The sequence below is a fragment of the Streptomyces sp. NBC_01214 genome, from assembly GCF_026340975.1.
Classification (GTDB): domain Bacteria; phylum Actinomycetota; class Actinomycetes; order Streptomycetales; family Streptomycetaceae; genus Streptomyces.
In genome coordinates, this window is sequence record NZ_JAPEOS010000001.1 from 986,325 (window position 1) to 1,009,707 (window position 23,383).

General features: G+C 72.6%; 18 protein-coding genes. 10 read left to right on the top strand and 8 right to left on the bottom strand.

Annotated features, from left to right (window positions below; genetic code table 11):
* Positions 1-58: 58 nt before the first annotated feature.
* The 3 genes from OG594_RS04820 (at position 59) to OG594_RS04830 (ending at position 5,465) form a co-directional block, all read left to right on the top strand.
* Entirely contained in the window at positions 59-787 is a 729-nt protein-coding gene (locus OG594_RS04820; protein WP_266595485.1) for a 4'-phosphopantetheinyl transferase superfamily protein, read from the top strand.
* Positions 788-908: 121 nt separating this feature from the next.
* Entirely contained in the window at positions 909-4,565 is a 3,657-nt protein-coding gene (locus tag OG594_RS04825; protein WP_266595488.1) for an ATP-binding domain-containing protein, read from the top strand.
* Positions 4,566-4,583: 18 nt separating this feature from the next.
* Positions 4,584-5,465: a hypothetical protein gene (locus OG594_RS04830; RefSeq protein ID WP_266595490.1), complete on the top strand. Its 882-nt coding sequence runs from the start codon at positions 4,584-4,586 to the stop codon at positions 5,463-5,465.
* A 3-nt stretch (positions 5,466-5,468) separates the two neighbouring features.
* Here the strand turns inward: OG594_RS04830 and OG594_RS04835 are convergent, their stop codons facing one another.
* From OG594_RS04835 to cseB, 4 genes are all read right to left on the bottom strand, one after another.
* Complete coding sequence (locus OG594_RS04835) at positions 5,469-8,099, bottom strand: ABC transporter permease (RefSeq protein ID WP_266595492.1); 2,631 nt, start codon at positions 8,097-8,099, stop codon at positions 5,469-5,471.
* A 64-nt stretch (positions 8,100-8,163) separates the two neighbouring features.
* The gene (locus tag OG594_RS04840; protein ID WP_266595494.1) at positions 8,164-8,937 is read right to left on the bottom strand and encodes an ABC transporter ATP-binding protein; all 774 of its coding nucleotides are present in this window, start codon (positions 8,935-8,937) and stop codon (positions 8,164-8,166) included.
* Between the two features lie 149 nt (positions 8,938-9,086).
* Entirely contained in the window at positions 9,087-10,364 is a 1,278-nt protein-coding gene (locus tag OG594_RS04845; RefSeq protein ID WP_266595496.1) for a HAMP domain-containing sensor histidine kinase, read from the bottom strand.
* 41 nt (positions 10,365-10,405) lie between these two features.
* Entirely contained in the window at positions 10,406-11,113 is a 708-nt protein-coding gene (gene cseB / locus OG594_RS04850) for a two-component system response regulator CseB (protein ID WP_266595498.1), read from the bottom strand.
* A gap of 346 nt (positions 11,114-11,459) precedes the next feature.
* Here cseB and OG594_RS04855 point away from each other — a divergent pair, with 346 nt between their 5' ends.
* Positions 11,460-12,398 carry a beta-ketoacyl-ACP synthase III gene (locus tag OG594_RS04855; protein ID WP_266595500.1) on the top strand — a complete coding sequence of 313 codons (939 nt, stop codon included), beginning with the start codon at positions 11,460-11,462 and terminating at the stop codon, positions 12,396-12,398.
* 23 nt (positions 12,399-12,421) lie between these two features.
* Positions 12,422-13,171 (top strand): thioesterase II family protein, encoded by a 750-nt coding sequence (locus OG594_RS04860; protein WP_266595502.1) that lies wholly within the window; start codon positions 12,422-12,424, stop codon positions 13,169-13,171.
* 77 nt (positions 13,172-13,248) lie between these two features.
* Here the strand turns inward: OG594_RS04860 and OG594_RS04865 are convergent, their stop codons facing one another.
* Positions 13,249-14,529, bottom strand: coding sequence for a M6 family metalloprotease domain-containing protein (locus OG594_RS04865; protein WP_266595504.1), 1,281 nt, complete (start codon positions 14,527-14,529; stop codon positions 13,249-13,251).
* Between the two features lie 270 nt (positions 14,530-14,799).
* On the opposite strand from OG594_RS04865, the gene OG594_RS04870 reads away from it, so the two are divergent.
* The 3 genes from OG594_RS04870 (at position 14,800) to OG594_RS04880 (ending at position 17,997) form a co-directional block, all read left to right on the top strand.
* Positions 14,800-15,522: a TetR/AcrR family transcriptional regulator gene (locus OG594_RS04870; RefSeq protein ID WP_266595507.1), complete on the top strand. Its 723-nt coding sequence runs from the start codon at positions 14,800-14,802 to the stop codon at positions 15,520-15,522.
* A 62-nt stretch (positions 15,523-15,584) separates the two neighbouring features.
* A complete protein-coding gene (locus tag OG594_RS04875; protein WP_266595509.1) occupies positions 15,585-17,117 on the top strand; it encodes an MFS transporter in 1,533 nt (510 codons plus the stop codon).
* Positions 17,118-17,235: 118 nt separating this feature from the next.
* Positions 17,236-17,997: a dioxygenase gene (locus OG594_RS04880; protein WP_266602602.1), complete on the top strand. Its 762-nt coding sequence runs from the start codon at positions 17,236-17,238 to the stop codon at positions 17,995-17,997.
* On the opposite strand, the gene OG594_RS04885 is transcribed toward OG594_RS04880, so the two are convergent.
* A complete protein-coding gene (locus tag OG594_RS04885; RefSeq protein WP_266595511.1) occupies positions 17,994-18,638 on the bottom strand; it encodes a Uma2 family endonuclease in 645 nt (214 codons plus the stop codon). The two genes, OG594_RS04880 and OG594_RS04885, sit on opposite strands and share 4 nt — an antisense overlap.
* Positions 18,639-18,741: 103 nt before the next feature.
* The gene (locus OG594_RS04890) at positions 18,742-19,272 is read right to left on the bottom strand and encodes a GNAT family N-acetyltransferase (protein WP_266595514.1); all 531 of its coding nucleotides are present in this window, start codon (positions 19,270-19,272) and stop codon (positions 18,742-18,744) included.
* Between the two features lie 204 nt (positions 19,273-19,476).
* Here OG594_RS04890 and OG594_RS04895 point away from each other — a divergent pair, with 204 nt between their 5' ends.
* The gene (locus OG594_RS04895) at positions 19,477-20,454 is read left to right on the top strand and encodes an RNA polymerase sigma factor RpoD/SigA (RefSeq protein WP_266595516.1); all 978 of its coding nucleotides are present in this window, start codon (positions 19,477-19,479) and stop codon (positions 20,452-20,454) included.
* 216 nt (positions 20,455-20,670) lie between these two features.
* Here OG594_RS04895 and OG594_RS04900 read toward each other — a convergent pair whose 3' ends face one another.
* Positions 20,671-21,624: a YafY family protein gene (locus tag OG594_RS04900; protein WP_266595518.1), complete on the bottom strand. Its 954-nt coding sequence runs from the start codon at positions 21,622-21,624 to the stop codon at positions 20,671-20,673.
* Positions 21,625-21,686: 62 nt separating this feature from the next.
* Here OG594_RS04900 and OG594_RS04905 point away from each other — a divergent pair, with 62 nt between their 5' ends.
* Positions 21,687-23,249, top strand: coding sequence for an MFS transporter (locus OG594_RS04905; protein ID WP_323185168.1), 1,563 nt, complete (start codon positions 21,687-21,689; stop codon positions 23,247-23,249).
* The last annotated feature ends 134 nt before the right edge of the window (positions 23,250-23,383 follow it).

Consider the following 23,383-nt stretch of genomic DNA (forward strand, 5'->3'; position numbering starts at 1 on the left):
CCCGCGTCCGCGCCCCGAACCGCAGGGAACCGAAACGGCCGTTGGATAGGATTTCCGGATGATCACACCCGCTGGCCTCGGCTCCATCGTGCTGCGGCTCGACCAGCCGGTCGGGGCGCACCGGCTACCCGCTCGCGGCGAGGCGCTGGTGCGGTTCGTGGACGCCGCGACGCAGGCCCCGTTCGCGGAGCGCCTCGCCCCCGACGTGCTCGACGCGGCCGAGCGCGGTCGCGCCGACCGGTTCGTGCGCCCCCAGGACCGCGGCTCCTATCTGGTCGCGCATGTGACGCTGAGGCTGCTGCTGGGCGCCCTCCTCGACACCGCGCCGCGCGATCTGGTGATGGCCCGCGACGCCTGCCCCGAGTGCGGCGGCCCGGACGGGCGGCCGGTCCTCGTGGGCGGCCGCGCCCACTTCTCCCTGTCGCACAGCCGCGATGCGGTCTTCGTGGCCTGCGCGTCCACACCGGTCGGGGTGGACGTGGAGGCCCTGCCGGCGGCGCGGGTGGTCGCGCAGAGCGAGGAGTTCTTCCACCCCGACGAGAGCGCCGAACTCGCCGCGCTCCCCGAGGCCGGTCGCCCTGCTGCGTTCGCCCGCCTGTGGGCGCGCAAGGAGGCTCATCTCAAGGGCACCGGCGCGGGACTGGGGCACGAAGGCCACCTGAGCTATCTGGGGACGGGCCCGGACGCCGACTCCGTCCGCCCGCACTGGTCCCTCACCGACCTGCCGGCCCCCGCGGGGTACGCCGCCGCGCTCGCGCTGCGCGCCCCCTCGGTGCATTGGCTCTGAGGCTCGGACCTAGAACTCATGTACTGAATGTTCGTCACCACCCGCTCTCTGATAGTTGTTTCAGCGGGGTACGGGCGCAGGCCCGTAGCGGTGTCCCTTCGACGCCGCAGGGAGGACGCACATGAGCACCACCACTCGGGGCGAGGACCTCGCCGTCGAGCAGCGCGCCGTCGACCACGCGTACGACTGCTACACCGCGCGACTCGCCGAGATGAGCGGAACGTCGACCGCCACGGCCTCGGCGAGCGGCAAGGACGGGATCGCCAACCGGATCGAGGCGGAGGCGCGCGCCGCCTCGTACGGAGGACTCGGCGACGAGGCCCTGGTGTTCGCCCGGGTCGACGCGCCGGAGGAGCCCGGCACGGACCCCCGTCCCTGGTACGTCGGACGGCGGGTCGTGTGGGACGCCTCGAACGAGCCGGTGGTCCTGCAGTGGACCAGCCCCCTGGCGCGGAAGTGGCTGGACGCCCGGCCCGAGAGCCCGGGTGAGGTGACGCTGCGGCGCCAACTGCGCTGCGTCCAGCGGATCGTGGAGGGCTACTTCGACGACATCGCAGCGCCGGCCGCCGCTCCGGCGCCGGTACCGGTTCCCGCGACCGCTCCCGTACCCGTACCCGTACCCACGACCGATCCCACTCCCGTACCCACCCCCACTCCCACCCCCACCCCCGCACCCGCGACCGATCCGCAGGCGCAGCCGTCCCCGACCCCCGGCGACGTCGTCCGCCGGCAGCGCCGAAAGACGCTCCAGCCGGACGACTTCCTGCTGCGCGAGCTCCAGCGGTCGCGCAGCGGCCGCATGCGCGACATCGTCGAGACGATCCGGCGCGACCAGATGGAGCTGGTCACCGGTTCTCCCAACGACATACTCGTCGTGCAGGGCGGCCCGGGCACCGGCAAGTCCGCGGTCGGTCTCCACCGCGTGACCTGGCTCGTCAACAACGACCACTTCAAGGCCCAGGACATCCTGGTGATCGGCCCCCACCAGCGGTTCCTCGACTACGTCGGTCAGGTCCTGCCCACCCTTGGCACCCGCGACGTCAACGCCGTCCAGCTCAGCCGCCTGTGGGACGGCGAGATACTCGGCGCGGACTCCCCGCGGGCGCGGCTCGTGAAGTCCGACGAGCGCATGGCGGCCGTCCTGCGCCGCCGCGTGGAGAACGACTACCGCCCCGAAGCACTCGACGACCTCGTCGTCGCGCCCTCCTTCGAAGGCGACGAGCCCGCGATCGTCGTGCCCGCCGGTAGCACGACCCTGCGCGTACCGCGGTCCGAGGTCCTCGCCCTCCTCGACCAGGCGCACGAGGGCGACGGCCCCTACCGGGAGCGCCGCGACCGCTTCCGCGGCCTGCTCGTCGACCGCCTCCTCCAGGAGCTCTCCGACATCGCACCACGACGCGGGCAGGCCGGTACGATCCGCCGCGACCTGGAGCGCAACCGTCGGGTCGAGCGCCTCATCGAACGGGTCTGGCCGTCCCCGGGCGCCAGGGAGGCCCTGCGCACCCTCTACGACTCGTCCGACCTCCTGCACGCCTGCGCCGACGGGATCCTCGACGGGGGCGAGCAGGCGGCCCTGCTCCGGCCCCGTGCCGCCAGCGCCGACGCCGATCCCTGGACCCTCGACGACCACGTCTGCCTCGAAGAGCTCCGGGTCCTCATCAGCGGGGAGACCCCGAGCCGCTACGGGCACATCGTCGCCGACGAAGCACAGGACCTCACGCCCATGCAGGCCCGTGCCCTGCGGCGGCGCTGCGCCGTGGGCGGCTCCATGACCGTCCTGGGTGACCTCGCGCAGGCGACGGGACCCCACGTCCCGGCGAGCTGGGACCGCCTCGGCACGGTCCTCTCCGACCACGGCGACTGGCGGGTGGCCGAGCTCCACACCAGCTATCGCGTGCCCGCCGAGATCATGGAGTTCGTCGCCCCCCTGGCCCGGGAGATCGCACCGACCCTGCCCTACCCGCAGGCCGTGCGCGAGGCGGGCGAGGACGCCGTACGGACGGTGGCGACCGAGCCGTGGAAGCTCCTCGACGACACCGTCGCCCACGTGACGCGCCTCGTCGGCACCAGTGACGGCACATCCCTCCGATCGGTGGCCGTCATCGTCCCCGACGACTCGGACTGGCTCGACGCGATCAGTCGCAGGGTCGACGGGGGCGGGGACATCGGTGACCGGCACCGCGCCGCCGTGTCCGTCCTGGCCGCCGCCCAGGCCAAGGGCATGGAGTACGACCACGTCCTGGTCATCGAGCCGGCCACCATCGCCGACCGCGGTCCCGCGGGCCTGCGACAGCTGTACGTGGCCCTGACCCGCAGCACCCAGAGCCTGACCGTTCTGCACACCGCCCCGCTGCCGGACGTCCTCACGCGCCCCGGGGACGGCTCCGCGGCGCCGGCCCCCGAGGCCACGGTCGCGGTGCAGGCGGCGGAAGGAGAGGCGGAGGTAGAGGTAGAGGGAGAGGCAGAGGAGGTGGCCGTGGTCCGGCTTCCCCGGATCGGCTCCGACGTGCGGGTCGAGGTCGTGGACCAGGCCCCCGGCGGCCGCTACAAGGTCAAAGCCCTCACCCCCGACTTCGACCGTCCCCTGGTCCTCACCGTCCGCCACGGATCGGTTCCCCCGCGGCGGGGCGAGAAGCTGGACTGCTGGGTGTTCGCCAACGAGACGAACCAGACGGTCCTCACCTCCGACCAGCGGGGCCGGTCGCCCGTCTCGCCGCGGATGGCGGGCCGCTACCTCGCGGCACTGGACGTGCTCCGCGAGCTGACCGAGAACGACGGGGACGTTCCCGACGCCCGCGGCAGGCTCTCCGAGCTACAGGGGATGGCCAACCGCGTCCTTCGCAGGGACCAGGCCGACTGGGTCGACGTGCTCCACCTGTTCGGCTCGCCGGACCGGGACCGGCTGGGCGTGCTGCGCGACCTCGCCGCCAGTGCCAACCGCGCGCTCAAGGAGCGCACCTTGGACGCCGGCCGGCTCCGGGAACACCTGACGGCCTCGGGCTGGACGGACACCCTGGCCGAGGCGCGCCGGGCGCTCCAGGACCGCTTTGCCGCCGACGCGGCTCCGGACCCGGCCCCACAGGCCCCGCACCCGCACCCGCACCCGGAACCGGACCCGGAACCGGACCCGGACCCGGACCCGGCCCCGCACCCGGACCCGGACCCGGACCCGCACCCGGACCCGCACCCGGCCCCGCACCCGGACCCGCACCCGGAACCGGAACGGGCCCCGGACCCCGACGACACGACGACCATCGAAGCCGCCGCCCCCGTCCCCGCCCCACCGCAGCCCGAGCAGAAGGACGTAGAGCAGATGACCCTCGCGGAAGACACGACCGCGCCGGCTTCGACCACGAAGGAAGGCTTCCTGCGCGCGCTGGAAGCGTCGGCCGACGCCGACCGGACGTGCAAGAAGCACGAGTCGGTCCGCCACGCCCTGAAGTCGGACCTCCTCTGGGCCGACCTCCAGCCGACCGACTCGCCCGTCGTCGACGTCAGCTGCGCCACCGGCCGCGGACTCTTCCTCTACGAGGCGTTGGGCTCCGGCCGCTCGGCGTACGCGGACCTCCGCTCGGGCGCCACCCGCCTGCTGGAGATCAACCACACCCTGACCGTGCGGGCCGACGGCCTCTACCTGGTCCTCTCCGAACCCCCGGCCGAGGACTGGTCCGCGGAAACCGTCCGCGACGTCTTCGGCGTCCACGTCATCTGGCGGACCCCCGAAGGATGGGGCGGCAAGGACACGGACATCGCGCTGGGACAGCGCCCGCAGAACTGACGAGGGGCCGACCGGACCGTGCCCACGGGCTACAACCTGCTCACCGTCGACGCCCTCGCCCCCGAGGCCATGGCCGCCGCACTGGCCCGGTGCTTCGGCGTGGCGGCCGGTGACGTCGGCGTGGCCGAGGCCGACGCCGACCCCGAACTGCGGAACTGGGCCGCCCCCGTCCTGTGCACGTACGCAGCGGTCGCCGGCGACCTGACCCGGTCGCTGGACCTCTACGCCCAGGACCAGGTCGCCGATCGGCCACCGGAGTCCGAGGTCGCCGCGAGGTTCGCGAGGGCCGCCGGGACGACCGTCCTGTTCCCCGCCGAGGAGGCGTATCCGAGCGCCTACTGGGCGGCGACGCCGGAGGGCCTCGTCACCCGGGTCCGGCTCGAACTGTCCGACGACGAGCCCCCGCTGTTCACGGTCGACAGCGCGGAGGCGCCGGTCCCGCAGCTGCCCCGGGCGGTCGTGGAGCGGTTCGCCGAGATCGTCCGGGAGCAGCGGCCGCCGGCCCCGGTGGCCGAGGCCTTCGTGGCCTCGGCGGCACGGCTGTGGCCCGACGACGGGCCCCACCCGTCCCTGGAGGGCGCTCTGACCGTGTGGGAACGGGTCGTCGTGCAGATGGAGTCCGGCTGGGCGCCCTCGGGGTGGTATCCGGCCGACCTCTACCGCGAACGCCTCGAAGCCCGCGACGAGCTCGCCCGCATCGGCGGCGCCCGACTGCCGCCCGAGGTGCGCCGGCTGCTCGACGTCGCAGTGGCGGGGCTGGACCTACGGTTCGTCCGGGCGACGGAGGAGGACCCGTCGGGGAGCCTCGTCGAGGAGCTGACGGGCCGGCCCCCGGGGCGGGACCGGTTCGGCCGGTGGTGGTACCGCCGCCCGGATCCCGTGCCCTGGGAGCGGGCCTGACCCCTACAGTTCGGCGACGGCCTCCAGGGGGCTCAGGGCCGCTGCGCGGCGGGCCGGGAGGGCGGCCGCCACCGCGCCCGTGGCGAGGGAGGTCAGGCAGACGAGGAGCAGCGTGCCCCAGGGGAGGGCCAGGGAGTAGTCCTTGAGCGCGCCGTTGGTCAGGGCGCCGACCGTCCAGGCCCCGAACAGGCCGGCCGCCAGGCCCAGCAGGGTCCCGAAGCCGGCCACGGTCAGCGATTCGAGGCGGATCGTCCGACGGATGCCGGCGCGGTCCATGCCGATGGCGCGCAGGACGCCGATCTCGCGGGTGCGGTCCGACACCGACATGGCCAGGGTGTTCATGATGCCGAGGGCGGCGATCACGCCGCCGATGGCGAGCAGACCGTACGTCAGGGTCAGCAGGGTGCCGAGGGAACCGGCGGCCTCCTGAACCAGCTCCTGCCGGTCCTGGACCCGCAGCAGCGGGTTGTTGCCCGTGGCGGTGCGCAGGCGGTCCTTCGTGGCGGCGCCGTCGGCGCCGCTGTCCGTGCGGACGAGGACGCGCTGGACGGAGCCGGGGTCGAGGCTCCCCCGCTGGACCTCGGTGCGGGCGCCCAGGGCGTCCCGGGCGGTGGGGTTGTCCTCGTAGACGCCGACGACCGTGTACGGGGCGCGGTCCTGGCCGGGGCCGCCGATCCGGGCGTCGATCCGGTCGCCGGCGCGCACCCCGTTCTCGCGGGCGAGGGTGCTGGAGAGGGCGATGCGGCCCGGCGCGAGGTCCTTCAGGGAGCCGCTGACGAAGTCCAGCTCCATGACGGACGGGACGGCGGCCGGGTCGACCCCGGAGATCTCGCGGACGCCACTGCCGATGTAGAGGGTGGAGTCGGTGACGGCGGTCGCCGTCCGTACGCCGGGGGCGGTGGTCACCCGCTGTACGGCGGCCGGTTCGATGCCGGCCGACGAGGTGTGGGTGCTGATCACGTAGTCGGCGCTGAGGCCGGCCGCGGCCCGGCGGTCGAGGGCCTGCCCGGTGGAGTGGCCGATGACGGCGAGCCCGGCGACCAGGGCCGTGCTGACCATCAGGGCGGAGGCGGTGGCGGCGGTGCGCCGCGGGTCGCGCAGCGCGTTGCGGTGGGCGAGGTGACCGGCGATCCCGAGGCGGCCGGTCAGCCGACCGCTCAGCCGGATCACGGGGACGGCGAGCAGCGGCGCCAGCACGATCACGGCGATCACGAGGAGGGCGCAGCCGAACATCGCGCTCTGCAGGTTCTCCTCGGAGGCGTCCTTCGCCCCGGCGAGCGACAACAGCAGTCCGGCGCCGAGGGCGAGCAGCAGGGCGCCGGCCGCGCCGCGGACCCGGGACGCGGTGGCGGTGGGCGGCTGTTCGGCCGTGCGCAGGGCCTCGACCGGTGCGATCCGCGCCGCCTTGCGGGACGGCAGCCATGCGGCGAGCACGGTGACGCCCACCCCGACGGCGAGCGCGGCCGCCACGGGCAGCGGGCCGATCACCAGGGGGCCGCGGGGCAGCGGCTCCCCGGTGGTGCTCAGGACCTCCGGCAGTACGGAGGCGATGGCGAGGCCCAGCAGGAAACCGAGGGCCGAGGCGGCGAGGCCGAGGAGGACGGCCTCCCACAGGAGGGTGCGCACGACCTGGCGGCGCGTGGCACCGATCGCGCGCAGCAGGGCGATCTCACGGGTGCGCCGGGCGACGAGCATGGTGAAGGTGTTGACGATCAGGAACGACCCGATGAAGAGGGCGACCCCGGCGAAGACCAGCGACAGTTTCTCGTTGCCGCGGGTGAGCGTGTCGACGAGGACGGCCTGCTGGGCGGCCTGGGCGGTGCCGGTGGTGGCCTCGGCCCGGCCGGCGGGGAGCCGGGCGGCGACCCGACGGGCGAGTTCGGCGGTGTCGGTGCCGGGTGCGGCGGACAGGTCGATCGAGGTGTAGCGGCCCGGGGAGGCGAACAGCTGCTGTGCGGTGGCCCTGTCGAACAGGACGAGGGTGCCGCCGGCCGTCACCCGGGTGTCCCGGGTGGTGACGATGCCGACGAGCCGCTTGGTCATGGCCGGGCCGTCCGTGGCCAGGGTGATCTCCGCGCCGATGCGGAACCGGCCGGCGGCGGCGGTGCCGCTGTCGACGGCGATCTCCTCGCCGTTGCGGGGGGCGCGGCCCTCGGTCAGCGGGTGGCGGCCGTCCTTGCCGTCGGCGCCGGAGACGTAGGCGGCCGCCCGGTGCGCCCAGACCCTGCCGGTGCGCAACGGATGGCCGTCCGAGGCGTTCAGGGTGGCCAGGCCGTCCGCGGAAGGCCGTACGGCGGCGACGCCGGGCAGAGCGGCCAGATCGCGGGCGAGCACGTCGTCGAGCACGGTGGCGTGCTCGTCCCCGGCGGACCCGGCGGACCCGGCGGACCCGGCGGACCCGGCGGACTCGGCGGATCCGGCCGCGCCGGGTGCGCCGGGCGGGGGGTCCTTCGGAGTCACGGTGACCGCGATGTCGGCGTAGTCCTTCGACAGGGCGGCCCTGTGGGCCGCGGTCGAGGAGTCCGCGAAGACGAGGGCGCCGGAGACGAAGGCGACGCCGAGGGTGACGGCGAGCACCGTCATCAGCAGCCGGGCCTTGTGCGCCAGGACGTTGCGCAGGGCTGTTTTCAGCATGGGTGAGTGGCTTCCGGGGCGAGGGGCGGGACGGGGCGGGGGCGGGACCGGGGGAGAGGGCGGGTCAGCTCGTGCGGGCGCGGGCGTCGAACTGCTTCATCCGGTCCAGCACCCGGTCCGCGGTGGGGTGCACCATCTCGTCGACCAGCCGGCCGTCGGCGAGGAAGACGACGCGGTCCGCGTAGGAGGCGGCGACCGGGTCGTGGGTCACCATGACCACGGTCTGGCCCAGTTCGCGCACGGAGTCGCGCAGGAAGCCGAGGACCTCGGCCCCGGCGCGCGAGTCGAGGTTGCCGGTGGGCTCGTCGCCGAAGACGATCGCGGGCCGGGTGGCCAGGGCCCGGGCCACCGCGACGCGCTGCTGCTGCCCGCCGGAGAGCTGTCCGGGCCGGTGGTCCAGCCGCTGGGCGAGGCCGACCATGGACACTACGCGGTCCAGCCACTGCCGGTCGGGGCGGCGTCCGGCGATGGACAGCGGCAGGGTGATGTTCTCCAGCGCGGTCAGGGTGGGCAGCAGGTTGAACGCCTGGAAGATGAAGCCGATCCGGTCCCGGCGCAGCTCGGTGAGGTGCCGGTCGCCCAGGGTGCCCAGCTCGGTGGTGCCGATGCGGACCGAGCCGGAGCTGACGGAGTCGAGTCCGGCGGCGCAGTGCATGAGGGTGGATTTGCCGCAGCCGGAAGGACCCATGATCGCGGTGAACTCGGCTTCCCGGAAGGAGACGCTGACCCGGTCCAGGGCCACCACGCGGGTGTCGCCCTTGCCGTAGACCTTCGACAGGTCGGTGGTGGAGGCCGCGATACCGGGCGTCGGGCGGGGGGAGAACGGGTCGGCGGTCACATGGACTCCACTTCGGGTGCGGTGGGAAAGGGGTGCACGCCGAGGGTGTCGGGGGGACGTATCAGGACCGGGGCCGCCGTGTATCGGCTTCCGCGCCGTTGCGTAGCAATCGTGCAGGGGCGGCCCGGGTGACCGGGGCGGCCGGTCGGTCAGCGCGGGAGCCGCAGGGTGGCGACCGCGCCGCCGTCCGGGGCGTTGTCCAGACGCAGTTCGGCGCCGAGCACCCGGGCCTGGCCCAGGGCGATGGTCAGCCCGAGGCCGTGCCCCGCGCCCCGCTCCGCGGCGCCCGTACGGAACCGGCGCGGGCCGTCGAGCAGCAGGTCGGCGGGGAAGCCGGGGCCGTGGTCGCGGACGACGACGGTCCGGCCCTCGACGGTGACCCGCACCGGGGTCCGTCCGTGCCGGTGCGCGTTGATGACGAGGTTGCCGACGATCCGCTCCAGGCGCCGCGGGTCGGTCTCCACGGTCGCCGCGTTGTCCACGGACTCCACCGACTCCACCGACTCCAAGGGCTCCACCTGCGGTGCCTCGGTGACGCGGACCTCCGTGTCGAGACCCGTACGGGCCACCGCCTCGGCGACCACCGCCGCGAGCGGGACCCGGGCGCGTACCGGCGCCTCCGCCCCCGCGTCGAGCCGGGAGATCTCCAGCAGGTCCTCGACCAGGCCGCGCAGGTCCCGTACGCGGGCCCGGAGCAGGTCCTCCGTCTCGCCGGGCGGCAGCAGGTCGGTGGCGGCCAGCAGACCGCCGACCGGGGTGCGCAGTTCGTGGGCCACGTCCGCCGTGAACTGCCGCTCGATGCGCAGCCGTCGACCGAGGCTGTCGGCCATGAGGTCGACGGTGGCGGCGATGTCGGTCACCTCGTCGCGGCCCCGGGCGTGGCCCAGGGCGGGGCCGGTGCGGGCGTCGAGGTCCCCGGCGGAGATCCGGGCCGCGGTCTCGGCGACCCGGCGCAGCCGGCGGGCGACCAGCCCGGCCCCGTAGACCGCCAGGGGCAGTGCCGCGGCGAGCGAGACGAGGGAGGCCACCGCCATGCTCGCGTCGAGGCGGCGCAGGTCGTGGAGTTGCGGGCTCATGTTGATCCGCACGGCGAGCACCGGGCTGCCCGGGCCGCCGACCCGCTGGGCGCCCCAGACGCTGGGTCCGAGGTTCCCCTCGACGCGCCCGTCGTAGGCCACCCGCCGGTCGTCGTCGGCCGGGTGGCGCAGGGCGGTGGGCAGGTCGGCCGGATCGAGCTCGGCGCCACCCGCCAGCGTTCCGGTGCGCCGGTAGACGTCCATGGCGGAGTACACCGTGTTGGTGGCTTCCATCTCGGCCCGGCTGCGGACGTCCATCGCGGTCCACACGTGGACGAGGACGCCCACCGCCAGGGCGACCAGGCACGCCGTGGCCGCCGCCAGCGCGGCGATCTTCCAGCGCAGGGACACGCGGGCCGGCCACCACGGCCGGCGCAGGGGGTGCACCGGCCTCAGCGCCTGAGCTTGTAGCCGAAGCCGCGGACCGTCTCGATCCGCTCCCGGCCCAGTTTCTTGCGCAGCCGCTGCACGGCCAGGTCCACGACGCGGCTGTCGCCGTCCCAGCCGTACTCCCACACGTTGCGCAGCAGGGTGTGCCGATCCAGCACGATGCCCGGGTGGGCGGCGAACTCCAGCAGGAGCTTCAGCTCGGTGGGGGTGAGCGCCACGGGTGTTCCGGAGCGGAACACCTCCATCCCGCCGGTGTCGACGGTCAGGTCGCCGAAGGTCAGTACGTCCTCCGGGCCGGTGGCGGGCTCGCCGCCCGGGGCGGGCGCGTAGGACGCCCTCCGCAGCAGCGAGCGGATGCGCGCCACCAGGACGTACGTGTCCACGGGCTTGACCACGTAGTCGTCGGCCCCGGCCTCCAGGCCGGCGACGACATCGAGGCCGTCGCCGCGGGCGGACATCATCAGCACCGGCACCAGGCTGGTCTCGCGGACCCGGCGGCACAGCCCGATGCCGTCGAGGCCGGGCAGCATCACGTCCAGGACCAGCAGGTCGAAGCCGTCGTCGTCGCGGAAGGACTCCAGTCCGGTCAGTCCGTCGGCCGCGGCCGTGACCCGGTAGCCGTAGCGTTCGAGGGCGACGGTGAAGGACCGGCGCATCAGCTCGTCGTCCTCGACCAGCAGCACGCGGACCGGAGGCAAAGATTCCGGCACCGGGGCGGGTGAGGGCACGGGCGGGACTCCTGTTCGTACGGGTCGGGGTACGGGTCGGGCGAAGCGCCGCTCCGGCGCGAACCCACGCGCCGCCGACGACCCCGGAAGGAACGATACGGGAGGCACCGGACGCGGCGGCCGACGTCGGGGGCGGGCGCGCGATCCGATCGGCGGTCGAGCGCTCCCCGATACACGGCGGATACAAAAGGCCGGAATCGGCTTGAACTACGGGTGGTGCTGGCGGAAAACGGCCTGTATCCGGGGGTGTCCCGGCCGGGCCGCTGCATAGTCTGACCATCGGTCAATCGGGATCCGCAGCGGGGTCCACGGAGCGAGGAGAACAGTGATGGTCGGGTCGCGTGTCCTGTCCTTCGGGCACTATCAGCCGTCAAGGGTCTTGACCAATGCCGATCTTGAGCAAATGGTCGACACCGACGACGAGTGGATCCAGAGCCGGGTCGGGATCAGGACGCGCCGCGTGGCGGCCGAGGACGAGTCCGTTGCGGACATGGCCACGAAGGCCGCCGAGCACGCCCTGGCCAACGCCGGACTCACCGGTGCCGACATCGACTTCGTCATCGTGGCCACCTGCACGGCGCTCGACCGCTCGCCCAACACGGCGGCCCGGGTGGCCGCCGCGGTCGGGGCGCAGGCTCCCGCCGCCATCGACGTGAACACGGCCTGCTCCGGATTCCCGCACGCCATGGCACTGGCCGACCAGAGCATACGGACCGGTTCCGCCACGAAGGCCCTGGTCATAGGCGTGGAGAAGCTCACCGACTTCGTCGACTGGACCGACCGCACCACCTGCGTGCTCATCGGCGACGGCGCGGGTGCGGCGGTCGTCGTGGCGTCCGAGGAGCCGGAGATCGGCCCGGTCGTGTGGGGGTCCGTACCCGAGATGGGTCGGGCCGTGCGCATCGAGGCGCCGTCCAACACCTTCGCCCAGGAGGGGCAGTCGGTCTACCGCTGGGCCACCACGACGCTCCCGGAAGTCGCCCTCCAGGTCTGCGAGCGGGCGGGCGTGAAGCCCGAGGAGCTGGGCGGCGTCGTCCTGCACCAGGCCAACCTGCGGATCATCGAGCCCCTGGCGCGCAAGATCGGTGCGGTCAACGCCGTCATCGCCAAGGACGTCGTCGAGTCGGGCAACACCTCGGCCGCGAGCATCCCGCTGGCGCTGTCCAAGCTCATCGAGCGGGGTGAGATCGAGAAGGGATCGCCCGTGCTGCTCTTCGCGTTCGGCGGGGGCCTGTCCTACGCCGGCCAGGTCATCAACTGCCCGTGACGGGCTCGGAGGGATCGACGACGATGACGTCCTCGCGCGTGCCGTGGTGGCCGCTGCTGCGGCTGCGGGAGGCGGTGACCTCGCCCCGGGCGCGGCTGCTGGTGTTCCCGCATTCCGGGGCCGGCCCCAACACCCTGTTCCCCTTGGTCGAGCCGCTGCCGGACCACGTGGAAGTGCTCGGGCTCTCGCTGCCCGGGCGGGAGCGCCGGTTCGGCGAGCCGCCCGGCTGCCGGCTCGACCAGGTCCTGGACTCCGTCTCCGACGAGGTGCTCGGCCGTGACCCGCTGCCCACGGTGGTCTTCGGGCACAGCCTCGGCGCGCTCCTGGCCGCCCGCGCGGCGCACCTGCTCGGCCCGCACTGCCGGGCGGCCGTCGTCAGCGGGCAGGTCCCCGGCCGGACCCCGCGCCGGGCCCACGCCGCCACCACCGAGGAGGACGCCGTCCGGCTGCTGCGGGACGGCGGCGGCACCCCGGAGTGGGTGCTGCACGATCCGGACATGCTGGCGCACGTGACGCGCGTACTGCGGGCGGACATCGACCTCAGCCGGGAGGCCGCGGTGGGGTTCGAGGACGTACGGCTCGACGTGCCCCTGCACGTGCTGGGCGGCACGGCGGACCCGCTGATCCCGCACGAGCCGCTGGACGACTGGGCCGTCCACACGACCGGAGCGTGCCGGGTGCTCCGGTTCGACGGCGACCACTTCTTCCTGCTGGCCGACGAGCACCGCCCCACCGTCGTGGACGTGCTGCGCCGGGCACTCGCGGAAGGCTGACGCGGCGTGCCGAAGGGCCGGAGCCACGTGGCGCGTGACTCCGGCCCGGGGGCGGCCCGTCCCCGGACCGCGGGAGGTCACGGCCGGATGATGCGGACCTGGTAGCTGCCGTTGCGCAGTTCACCCACCACGGACACGCTGATGCCCGCCTTCTCGTCGGTGAAGGTCTCGCCCGGCCGGAACGGCGCGTCCGAGAGTTCCGCGTGCACGTTGGGCCGCCGGGTGCAGCCGCCGCTCGTGCTGGCACTGTCCGACACGGTGATCGGGCCGTGTCCGGTGTCCACGTCGGAGTCCACCTTGTAGATGAGGACGCCCGGTTTGCAGACGGCCTCGTCGTTCCCGGCCAGGGTCCGCACCTCCACCGCGTACCCGGAGCTCTCCGACAGCGGGACGAAGGCCAGCTTGGTGCCGCCGCCCCGTATCCCCAGCGGGGACAGGGTGTGGTCGCTGGTGCCCGACTTGGCCGCGCAGCTGATCTGCTTGCTGTCCAGCCAGCCCAGCTTCCACTTGTGCCAGCCCATCAGGTCGTTGTTGGCACCCCAGTCCTCGCTCATGATGTCCCAGTGCCCGACCGTGTTCCCGCCGTCCGAGGTGTAGAGGTCGGGCAGCCCGAAGACGTGCCCGTTCTCGTGCGGGAGCACCCGGTAGCCGGTCTCCTGGTAGGTGCCGGAGCCGTCGTCCTGCCGGCTGTAGACGAAGGACGTGTTGGCCAGCGGCACCCCGTCGGCGACCGGAGCCTCGCCGTTGCCCGAGAAGGTCACCGACAGGACGGTGTCCAGGGCGGACGGCCCGGCGTTCGGCGTGACCAGGACGTTGATCAGGTCGTACCGGGCGAAGTCCACCTCGGGGTCGGCGGCCTTCGCTATGTGCTCGACGAGCTGCCGGTAGCCCGGCTCGTACGCGGACCCGCGCTCGATCCCGTACGCCGCGAACGGCATCGGCATCCGCAACCAGCCCTTTATCGGCGCCTCGGCCCGGTAGACCAGCCGGCCGTAGGAACTGGTGCGGAACCATTCGGCCGTCTGGGGGAAGAACTCCGCCATCCGGTCCGCCGCCGTGCCCTCGCCCTTGGCGTCAGGGAAGTCGATCATCAGGTTCAGGGCCCGGATCTCGCCGGTCGAGCGCGAGTACCCGGGCGGGGTCGGCATGCCCTCGGACATCTGCACGCCCATGGTGCCCGCGATCCGGCAGGGCGCGAGAGCCGATTCGACGGTCGTGGCCACCGCTCCGGCCGCCGAGTTGCCGCGGCTGGATATGCCCCCGCTGGCCGTCGCCGTGACGCCGAGGGCCAGCGCGGTCAGGCCGATGTACGCGCTGGTGCGGCGTGGTCTGCGTATCCGGTGGCGGGTCTGCGGCATGGAGATCGCCTTCGGGTCCGCGGCAGCCGGCCCTGCCCGGTCTGCGCTCTGTTCGATCACCCTCCGACGGGCGCGGCGCGCCCGCGCGTCGGGAGAGGCCGAACGTGGACACGCCCGTGAGGCAGGTCACACGGAGGGGTGAAATAACCGGGGACCCGATCCCCGTTTGTACGGGAGTCCCGCTAAGCGGGGAGCGGCTCCCCGTTTGGGCGGGGCGGCCTTGCAGTCCCGCACCACGAGCGAGCGAGTCCGCGTCGGAAAGGCCCTGGAATGAAGAGCTCCACCAGCACCGCCCCGGCGGCCCGGCCCACCCGGGACCCGGCGCGGGTGCAGACGCAGGCACAGGCGCAGGCGCAGGTGTCCGCGACCTGCGTTCCGCGTCCGCGCGCCGACGCCGTCCGCAACCGCGAGCGGATCCTGACGGCGGCCCGCGAGCTCTTCGTCGAATCCGGATCCACGGCCCCCTTCGACGAGGTGGCCCGCCGGGCCGGCATCGGCAATGCCACGCTCTACCGGCACTTCCCCGACCGCCCCACCCTCGTCCATCACGTCGTCCTCTTCACGATGGGTCGGGTGACGGCCTCGGCCGAGGCCTCCCTCGCCGAGGAGCCCGACGCCTTCGCCGCCCTGTGCCGGTTCACGCACGCCGCCGCGGACGAGCGGATCGGCGCCCTGTGCCCGATGCTCGCCGACGGCTTCGACGGCGAACACCCCGAACTCCTGGCGGCGCGCGCCGCGTTGGAGGAGGCCGTGGTCACCCTGCTGGCTGCGGGCCAGGACTCCGGACTGGTGCGTACGGACATCGGCGTCGGCGACCTGATGGTCGCGCTGTCCCAGCTGAGCCGCCCCCTCCCGGGCGTCGCGTGCCTCGACACCGACAGCTTCGCCCACCGCCATCTCCAGCTCTTCCTCGACGGGTTGCGGGCCCCGGCCCGCTCCGAACTCCCGGGTTCGGCAACGACTTTGGACGACCTGCGGCAGAAAACCATGTGACGCGCACAAAGCTAAAGAATTAGTCTTTTTCAGTCATTCCGCACAGTGAAGTGGGTACCCCCATGTCAAAAACAGCCGCGAGCCTCGCGCCGGCTGCCGATCCCAGCCGCTGGAAGGCACTCGTCTTCATAGCCCTGGCCCAGCTGATGGTCGTCCTCGACGCGACCATCGTGAACATCGCCCTCCCCTCCGCCCAGACCGACCTCGGCATCTCGGACGGCAACCGCCAGTGGGTCATCACCGCGTACGCGCTGGCCTTCGGCGGACTGCTCCTCTTCGGCGGCCGCATCGCCGACAAGTGGGGCCGCAAGAACGCCTTCGTCGTCGGCCTCATCGGCTTCGCCCTGGCCTCCGCGCTCGGCGGCGCCGCCAACGGCGAGGCCATGATGCTCGGCGCCCGCGCCCTCCAGGGTGCCTTCGGCGCGCTGCTCGCACCGGCGGCCCTGTCGCTGCTCGCCGTCATGTTCACCGACGCCAAGGAGCGCGCCAAGGCCTTCGGCATCTACGGAGCCATCGCGGGCGGCGGCGGCGCCGTCGGCCTGATCCTCGGCGGCTTCCTGACCGAGTACCTCAACTGGCGCTGGACCTTCTTCGTCAACATCCCCTTCGCGATCGTCGCGGCCGTGGGTGCCTGGATGGTCATCCGTGAGCCCGCCGGCTCCCGCAACCGTGCGCCGCTCGACATCCCGGGCGTGGTCCTGTCCACCACCGGTCTCGTCGCCCTCGTGTACGGCTTCACCCGCGCCGAGTCCGCCGGCTGGTCGGACGCCCTGACGGTCATCATGTTCGTCGCCTCGGCGCTGCTGCTGTTCGCCTTCGTCCTCGTCGAGGCCAAGGTGAAGTCCCCGCTGCTGCCGCTGCGCGTCCTCCTGGAGCGCAACCGCGGCGGTGTCTACCTCTCGCTGGGCCTCGCCGTCATTTCGATGTTCGGCCTGTTCCTCTTCCTCACCTACTACCTCCAGGTCGTGAAGGGCTTCTCGCCCGTCAAGACCGGCTTCGCCTTCCTGCCGATGATCGCGGGCATGATCACGGGCTCCACCCAGATCGGCGCCCGCCTGATGACCCGCGTCCCGCCGCGCCTGCTGATGGGCCCCGGCTTCCTGGTCGCCGGCCTCGGCATGCTGCTGCTGACCCAGCTGGAGGTCGGGTCCTCGTACCCGGCGCTCATCCTGCCGGCGCAGCTGCTGCTCGGCCTCGGCATGGGTACGGCGTTCATGCCCGCGATGTCCCTGGCCACGCACGGGGTGAACCCGGCCGACGCCGGTGTCGCCTCCGCCATGGTCAACACCTCGCAGCAGGTCGGCGGCGCCATCGGTACCGCGCTGCTGAACACCATCGCCGCCTCGGCGACCACCGCCTACCTGGCCGACCACGCTGCCGAGGCCGCAGCGGGCGGCCCGGCGGCACAGCTGATCCAGGCGCAGGCCATGGTCGAGGGCTACTCCTCCGCCATCTGGTGGGCGGTCGGCATCCTGGTCGCCAGCTCGGTCATCGCGCTGACGCTGATCAACACCGGCCGTCCGGGCGTCGGCGGACCGGTGGCCTCCGGTTCCGGCGAGGACGCCGAGCTCAAGGTGCCGGTGATCGCCCACTGATCAGGGCCGAGGGCCTCCCGGAATGACTGACGACCCCGTCTCGTTCAAATTTGAACGAGACGGGGTTAGTCTGTTTCCGTACGCGTTTCAACCACTGAGGAGCGCTCCCGTGACCCGCATACCGGCCCTGTACCTGAGCCACGGCGCACCCCCGCTGGCGGACGACCCGGTCTGGCCGGGCGAGCTCGCCGCCTGGTCCGCCGGCCTGCCGCGCCCCCGCGCGATCCTGATGGTCTCCGCCCACTGGGAGGAGGCCCCGCTCGCCCTCGGCGCAACCGAGCGCGTCCCGCTCGTGTACGACTTCTGGGGGTTCCCGGAGCACTACTACCGGGTCCGCTACGACGCGCCCGGCGCCCCGGAACTGGCCGCCTCCGTCCGCAAGCTGCTGCGGGCCCCCGGCACTCCGGTCCAGGACATCCCCGACCGCGGACTGGACCACGGGGCGTACGTCCCGCTGGTGGAGATGTACCCGGAGGCCGACGTCCCGGTCCTCCAGATCTCCCTGCCCACGCTGGACCCGGCCGGGCTGATGGACATCGGCCGCAAGCTGGCCCCGCTGCGCGACGAGGGCGTACTGATCGTGGGCAGCGGCTTCTTCACGCACAACCTGGCGGCGCTGCGCCATACGGGCCCGGGCGTCCCCGGCTGGTCGGCGGAGTTCGACGCCTGGGGTCGCGAGGCCCTGGCCGCGTCCGACGTGGACGCCCTGTTGGACTTCGAGCACAAGTCCCCGGCGGGCCGCCTGGCCCACCCCCGCACGGAACACTTCGCCCCGCTCTTCGTCACCCTCGGCGCGGCCGAATCCGACCTGACCTCGGCGCGCACCCCCGTGGACGGCTTCTGGATGGGCCTCTCGAAGCGCTCCCTCCAGTTCGGCTAGGACCTGCGCAACGCGCCGGTGATCGCTTCGGTGATCACGAACCCCTTGGCCGGCCCTTCGGGAATGGTGACGGCGGTGCCGTACGCCGCTCGGAGCTCGTTCCGGTAGACGTCCTTGCCTGGCTCCGGAACGGTGAGCACGGTGACGATTCCGTTCTCGTCGTAGTCGTCGATGAGTACGTACACCGGGATGCCCGCGTGCGCGTAGGCGCTGCGCTTGCGGGTGCGGTCGCGCGAGATGCTCTCGCCGCCGGCGGAGACGACCTCGACGATCAGCCCGACGGCAGAGGCGTCGATCCCCAGTCCGTCCTCGGTCACGTGCTCCTCAGCGTCCGCCGGAGCGATGAACAGGTCCGGGATCCAGGCCTTCCGCTTGTGGATCACGTTGATGTCCTGACGGGCGGCGAATGCGCTCTTCGCGGCGAAGACGACCAGTCGGTCCCTCAGTTCATTGGCGATCCGGCCGTGTGAATAGCGCCCCGTCGGAGACACTTCGATGGACCCCTCGATGATCTCGGCGTGGTGGCCCTCGGGGAGTTCCATGGCCTTCCATGCCTGCCACAGCACCTCGTCCAGCTCCGACGGGGAAGTCGCGACCTTCGGCATTACGGCCTCCAGCGTCTCGTGGGCGAGGGCGGTCATGTCCAGCACCTCCTCAAAGTGTGGGCGTCGCAGGCAGGGCCGCACAAGCGACTCCCCGACGCTAGGGACGCATGGGCGCATGCCTCAGGGATATGCCGGTCGCTCACCCGGACGGGTGGTGGCCCAGCCGCTTCTCGTACCAGCGGACGTCCCAGTACCGGCCGAACTTCCAGCCCGCCTCCGTGAACTCTCCGATCCGCCGGAAGCCGAAGCGCTCGTGCAGGTGCACCGAGGCCTCGTTCGGCAGGGCGATCCCGGCGAACACGCGGCGCACGGGCTCCTCGGCCAGGGCTGCGAAGAGCGCCTCGTAGAGGAGGGTGCCGACGCCCCGGCCGACCGCGTGCGGGGCGAGGTAGACGCTGGCCTCCACCGAGGTGGCGTAGGCCGGTTTGGAGCGGAATGCGCTACTCGTGGCGTATCCGGCCATTCGATCGCCTGTCCAAGCAACCAGAAGCCGGTGGGGCCCGTCTTCAGGGTGGGAGTGCAGCCAAGGGCGGCGCTGTTCCGGAGTGAAGGCGGCCGTGTCGAACGTGACGGCGGTCTCACGGACGTAGTGGTTGTAGAGGTCCGTGAGGGGCGCCAGATCGGCCTCCGTTCCGGGCCTGACCTGCACCTCTTCGAGATCTTGCGGCATCCGCTCCCCTCCCGTAGCGGGGCAGGATACTGCAAGATCTCGAAAAACAGGGAGCAGCGTGGGAATTCTGTCCCGATTCCAGTCGTTGTTTCCTTCGGAAGCGGGCACTCGGGAGAGTGTCCGTGACGCACCGGAGCGGTTGACAGCCGTCCCGTCGGCGTCCACCAGCCGCACCGCGACCGATCACTTCGCAAGGGAGCACGCATGGCAACCCGCGCCGTCGCCCGTCGTCAGTCCACGAGCAGCGCCCGCGCTGTGGGCGGGGAGATCGCAGACCGTGACCTGGTCGGCATGTATCTGGACGAGATCGCGCGCACCCCGCTGCTCGACGCCGCCAAGGAAGTGGAGCTCTCCCAGATCATCGAGGCGGGCGTCTACGCCCAGCAGATCCTCGACAGCACGATAGAACGTGACGGAGACGCCCCGGCCCGCGAGGAGCTGGAGGCGCTGGCCGCCGAGGGCGAGCGGGCCAAGGAAGTCTTCATCCGCTCGAACCTGCGCCTCGTCGTGGCCGTGGCCCGGCGCTATCCGCGCAGCGGCCTGCCCCTCCTCGACCTGATCCAGGAGGGCAACGCGGGCCTGGTCCGCGCGGTCGAGAAGTTCGACTACGCCAAGGGCTTCAAGTTCTCCACGTACGCCACGTGGTGGATCCGGCAGGCGATCACCCGGTCCATCGCGGACCAGTCCCGCACCATCCGCCTCCCCGTCCACCTCGTCGAGGAGCTCGGCCGGATCCGCCGCATCCAGCGGGAATTCAACCGTGAGAACGGCCGCGACCCGGAGCACGCCGAGATCGCCGCCGAGCTGGACTCCACGGAGAAGCGCGTGGGCGACGTACTGGACTGGGCGCGCGACCCGGTCAGCCTCAACATGGCGGTCGACGACGACGGCGACACCCAGTTCGGCGACCTCCTGGAGGACACCTCGGCGATCTCGCCCGAGCAGTCCGTGCTCTCCCTGCTGCGCAGCGAGGAGCTGGAGGACCTGCTGGGCAAGCTCGACAAGCGCACGGCGTCGATCATCAAGATGCGGTACGGCATCGACGACGGCCGCGAGCGGACGCTGACGGAGGTCGGCAAGCAGCACGGCCTGACCCGCGAGCGGATCCGCCAGATCGAGAAGCACGCGCTGCTGGAGCTGAAGCGGATGGCGCGTGACACCGGCTTCGACGCCGTGGCCTAGAGCGGCCCGCCGCCAAGCCCCCAGACGAGCCCCGGTGCCTATCCCCCCCCAGGCGCCGGGGCTCTCTCCTGCCCCGCACAACCCAGCGCCTACAACTCAGCCCCTCCGGGATTTCACCACCCAGCCCCTCCTGGGTTTCACCACTCAGCCCCTCGGGCGTTTGAGGAGCGGGGGTTCGGGGGCGGAGCCCCCGAGGGGCCCGGGGCGTAGCCCCGGCTACGGCGCCGCGGCCGCCGCCAGCCGCGCGGCCAGCGCACCGGCCGCATCCCGAAGCGCCGCAGGCCCCCGCACGGTGAACGGCAGCCCCGTCAGGGCGAGCCGCGCCGCCGTCCACTCCGGCGCGTCCGCGCTCTCGAAGCTCACCGAGGTCCCCGTCCCCCCACCGGGCAGGGCCGCGGCCCGCAGCCAGGCCGGCAGCTCCGCCGGGTCGGCCGCGAAGTCGACCTCCACCCGGTACGGCTGCTTCTCCCCACCCCGCAGGCCCCGCCGGACGAACTCCTCGGCCTCCATCGGCAGGTCCCGCCGCGCGAACCGGGCACCCGTCGCGAAGGCCTCGTCGACCCGGTCCACCCGGAAGGTCCGCCAGTCCTCCCGCTCCAGGTCGTAGGCGACCAGGTACCACCGGCTCCCGGTGCTCACCAACCGGTACGGCTCCACCAGCCGCCGCGACTCGGCCCCGTCGCGCGCCCGGTACGCGAACCGCAGCCGCTCCGGGCCCGCCACCGCCGCCGCCATCGTGGTCAGCGTCCGCGGGTCCACGCTCGCCCCGTCGCCCCGGGACAGCGCGATCGTGGCCGACTGGAGCGCGCTCACCCGGTGCCGCAGCCGTGAGGGCAGGACCTGCTCCAGCTTGGCGAGGGCCCGTACGGAGGCCTCCTCGACCCCCTCGATCGCATGCCCGGCCCCGGCCCGCAGCCCCACCGCGATCGCCACGGCCTCCTCGTCGTCCAGCAGCAGCGGGGGCATCGCAGCCCCCGCCACCAGCCGGTATCCGCCCTCGGCGCCCAGGGTGGCCTCCACCGGATAGCCGAGGTCCCGCAGCCGCTCGATGTCGCGCCGGATGGTCCGCGCGCTCACCCGCAGCCGCTGGGCCAGCTCGCTCCCGGGCCATTCCCGCGGGGTCTGGAGGAGGGACAGCAGGGAGAGCAGCCGTGCGGGTGTGTCGGTCATGAATCCAGGCTGCCAGCGAAATAGGACACGGACTGACCTAGACGCCGTCTAAGTTTCTCCTCATGAGCACCGAGACGTCCCAGACAGCGCCCGAAAGAGAGAACGGGCCCGTACCAGAAGAGCGGAACGACGTAGCCCACGACGCACCCAGCCCGACCGCCGACCGCCGCCGCTGGCTGGCGCTCGCCATCGTGATGACCGCGGCCTTCATGGACCTGGTCGACGTCACGATCGTCAACATAGCCATCCGCACCATGCGCGAGGACTTCGGCGCCTCCACCAGCGCGATCCAGTGGATCACCGCGGGCTATGCCCTCGCCTTCGCGGCGGGCCTGATCACCGGCGGCCGTCTCGGTGACATCTACGGCCGCAAGCGCGTCTTCCTCATCGGCATCGCCGGGTTCACCGCGGCCTCGCTGCTCTGCGGCATCGCCGCCAACCCGGACGTGCTCGTCGTGGCCCGCCTCCTGCAGGGCGGTATGGCCGCCCTGATGGTGCCGCAGGTCCTGGCGATCATCCACGTCACCTTCCCGCCGCAGGAGCGCGGCAAGGTCTTCGGCATGTTCGGCGCGATCGTGGGCCTGGCCGCCGTCTCGGGCCCGCTGCTCGGCGCGCTGCTCATCGAGTGGGACCTCTTCGGTCTCGGATGGCGCCCGATCTTCCTGATCAACCTGCCCGTCGGCATCATGGGCGTGATCCTGGGCCGCAAGTTCATCGCCGAGTCCAAGGCCCCCAAGGCGCTGCGCCTGGACCTGGTCGGCGTCGTCCTCGCCACGCTCGCCCTGGTCCTGCTGATCTTCCCGCTGACCCACGGCCACGAGAACGACTGGCCGCTGTGGGGCTTCGTCTGCATGGGCGCGGCGCCCTTCGTCTTCGCCGCCTTCATCGCGTACGAGAAGTACAAGATCAAGAAGGACGGCTCGCCGCTCGTCGAGCTCTCCCTCTTCAAGGTCAAGAGCTTCGCCGGCGGTATCGCCGTCCAGCTGACCTTCGGCATCGCCACCGGCATCTTCTTCCTGGTCTGGACGATGTACATGCAGATGGGACTCGGCTGGAGCGTGCTGCGCGCGGGTCTCACCGGCATCCCCTTCTCCATCGCGGTCTCGCTCGCCGCCGGCCTCTCGGTCGAGAAGCTCGTCCCCCGCTTCGGCCGCAAGGTGCTCCAGGCCGGTGCGCTGACCATGGCCGCCGGTCTGCTCCTCTACATCTGGGAGTCGCAGCACTACGGCATGGAGATCGCCTCCTGGCAGATGGCCGCCCCGCTGATCGTCATGGGCGTCGGCATGGGCCTGATCGTGGCCCCGCTGAACGACACCGTGCTCTCCGAGGTGCCGCGCGAGCACGCCGGATCCGCCTCGGGCCTGATCAACACCACCGGCCAGATGGGCAACGCGCTGGGTCTCGCCCTGACCTCCGTCGTCTTCTTCGGCCTGATCGACGACGACATGGTCTTCGGTCCGTCGTACGTGGAGGCCTTCCGCGGTGCGCTCTGGTGGGTCGTGGCCGTACTCGTCGTGATCTTCGCGGTGATGTTCGTCCTGCCGCGCAGGGCGCTCCCGATGGAGGAGCGCGAGGGCGCCGCCGAGCACGCCGGCCGCACCCCGGAGAGGGTCCCGGCCGGCTGAGCCGGGCCGCAAGCGCCACCGAACGGACGTGTCCGCCCCCACGGGCGGGCGTGTCCGTTCTTTTTTGTTTCCCTCCGCAGGCCTGCGTACAGTGGTGCGAATCCACCCATTAGGGAATGAAGCGGACGTAAATC